General features: G+C 58.7%; 2 protein-coding genes. One reads left to right on the top strand and one right to left on the bottom strand.

Going from position 1 to position 2,135, the window contains the following annotated elements; translation table 11 throughout:
- Positions 1-865 (top strand): LuxR C-terminal-related transcriptional regulator (locus tag I5M_RS04420; RefSeq protein WP_210161609.1); only part of this gene is annotated, 865 nt, incomplete at its 5' end.
- A gap of 415 nt (positions 866-1,280) precedes the next feature.
- On the opposite strand, the gene I5M_RS04415 is transcribed toward I5M_RS04420, so the two are convergent.
- Positions 1,281-1,856 (bottom strand): hypothetical protein, encoded by a 576-nt coding sequence (locus tag I5M_RS04415; RefSeq protein ID WP_022720298.1) that lies wholly within the window; start codon positions 1,854-1,856, stop codon positions 1,281-1,283.
- Positions 1,857-2,135 lie beyond the last annotated feature (279 nt).

The following is a 2,135-nucleotide window of genomic DNA, read 5'->3' as shown; positions in this document are numbered from 1 at the left end:
CGGGCACCCACCGGCATCATACGCTGGCGTCCGACGGTACTCGGACGTGGTGTTGGCGCACGTCAACGACGCATACGTCAAGAGTAATCCGGCCTTCATGATCGCACATCGTGACGAACCGGGCGCGCTGCAATGGCGCGACTACGTGAAGAAATGGGATCTATGGTTTCAGGAGACGCCGACCGCGCGTGACTATCTGATCCCATCGGGCTTCAGCGAAGGCTCGACCATGTGCCTGCGATTACCGGACGGCCGCTATGTCGGCGCCCTCCATGTCAGCTGGACTTCACCGGCGGCGGCGACCGACGATCGTCGGGAGATTATGGAGCGCTTCCGGCCGATCCTGGCCGAGGTCTGCGATCAGTTGCGCATGCCGCATCTGCTCGCGGAAACTCTGCCGGTCAACGCCCATGCGCTGGTGATATCTGCCAACGGCACCGCGTTCAGCCTGAAAGCACGCGCGCCCGGCGTTCATCTGGCACCGGACGGCGCGCTGCGGCGATTGCTGCTCGACACCGCCTCCGAGTGGTCCGCGCGGCGCTTTTTGTGGTGCGACGATCTCGGCCAATGTCACCGCGTCACGCTGATCCCGTGCCAGCGCAACGTCGTTCTGGTGAGCGAAGAACAGATCGAGTGGCCGCACGATCTGAGCTGGCGCGAGATCCAGGTGCTGCATCTCGTCACCACCGGCGCGTCCAACCCGCAGATCGCCGATCAGCTCTGCGTCGCGCCGCGCACCGTCTCGACCCATGTCGAGCACATCCTCGCCAAGATGGGATGCGCGTCCCGCACGGCGCTTGCTGGTCGCGCCGTGGCTGAGGGGCTGTTGCTTTCACGCGATCCCGGCAATCAAAATCGGCGTTGACTTCTGAGAGGAGAAACGCCGCGCCTGACGCTGTCCCGGATTCTGATCTGGTTTCGAGCGGCGAACAGTCGTCGCTGCAGCCTCGGCTACTTCAAATCTGAGGCCATTTCCGATATCGGCCATCTTTTGCATATTGTTCTTGGCTACTCGTATTCGCGCCGCCGATTTCCGCTTTGATTGATACCAACGTGGTTCTTACGAGGGAAATGATCGAAACCGATCAGCAACAAAATTGAATTCTTAGAGCAGACCTCCAGCATGTCTCGGAACCCCGCTATTCGCCCTATTCACCCTTGGCGGTTGAGTGTCACGTTGATTGTGATGACCGCTTCTGGCCCAAAGCGGACTTTAACGATGATGCACCGGTTGAATCGGTCGACGATGGTAGGTCGAGTACGGAAGCAGCATCACTGCCTTAGTGGATACCCTTGTTGACTTTGAAGTCCGATGGCACGAGTTGCGTGATTTCGCTGACCTTCGCCCCGGTGTATGCACAGATCCAGGGTACCCACCGCCTTGCGGACACGTATTCTTTCGATAGACCGCGCGGAGGCAGCGCAAAAGTACCCTTGAGGATGGCCATTGCCTCCTCTTCGGTGAAGCCTTTTTCGCGCTGCTTTTTCTTCTTCTTGACACGCACCGAAATGCCTTCCGCGACATTCTCAGTCAGCTGTCGTTGCTCCTTCGCGTAGTTGAGTGTGGCCTTGACTGCGGCGAGATAAGAATTCCTGATTGTACCTGGACTGAGGGTTTCCTCAGGCCTTCCGGCCAGTTTGTCTTTCTTCGATTGCGGCTTCTTTGTCTTTAGCAGGTGATCTTTCCACTCGATAATATTCGTAGCGGTGAGGCGCGCTAGGTCGTCGTGCCCAACCAACTCGATCAGCGATTTCAGCTTCGTTCGACAAGAACGGCGCGTCTTGTCGGCGAGGTCGGCTTCGTCGGCGTAGCGCTCGAACATGTCCATGGCATCGACCGCGCCGGCGGATTTCATAGCATCTGAAGGGGCAAAGCGTCCCGCGTCAGGATCGGGCCGCCAATCACCGCCGGCCAGTTTCTTGATGTGTTCGGCCGCCTGGACTTTGGCGCGGACAAATTCCTCGATGAAGAGATCCTGAATTTCTCCCGAAAGCCGCAGCCCCTTCCTCTCCAGAAAGGCGTCAGCTTCCTTGGCAAAAGCTCATTCGAAGGTGGAAATTCGGGGGGATCGGTAGAAAACGCCGCTTTTTCTCGCGCAACCGCCTGAGCTCTAAATCCCACTCGGCGGCGCGAC

The organism is Rhodopseudomonas sp. B29, assembly GCF_000333455.1.
In the GTDB taxonomy this organism is placed as follows: domain Bacteria; phylum Pseudomonadota; class Alphaproteobacteria; order Rhizobiales; family Xanthobacteraceae; genus Rhodopseudomonas.
Note: the sequence above shows the minus strand (reverse complement) of the source record. Positions and strands in the feature narration are given on the sequence as shown.

Bases quoted from the DNA above. Each gene is read 5' to 3' on its own strand.
- I5M_RS04415 (WP_022720298.1), bottom strand. From the start codon at position 1,856: ATGAAATCCGCCGGCGCGGTCGATGCCATGGACATGTTCGAGCGCTAC.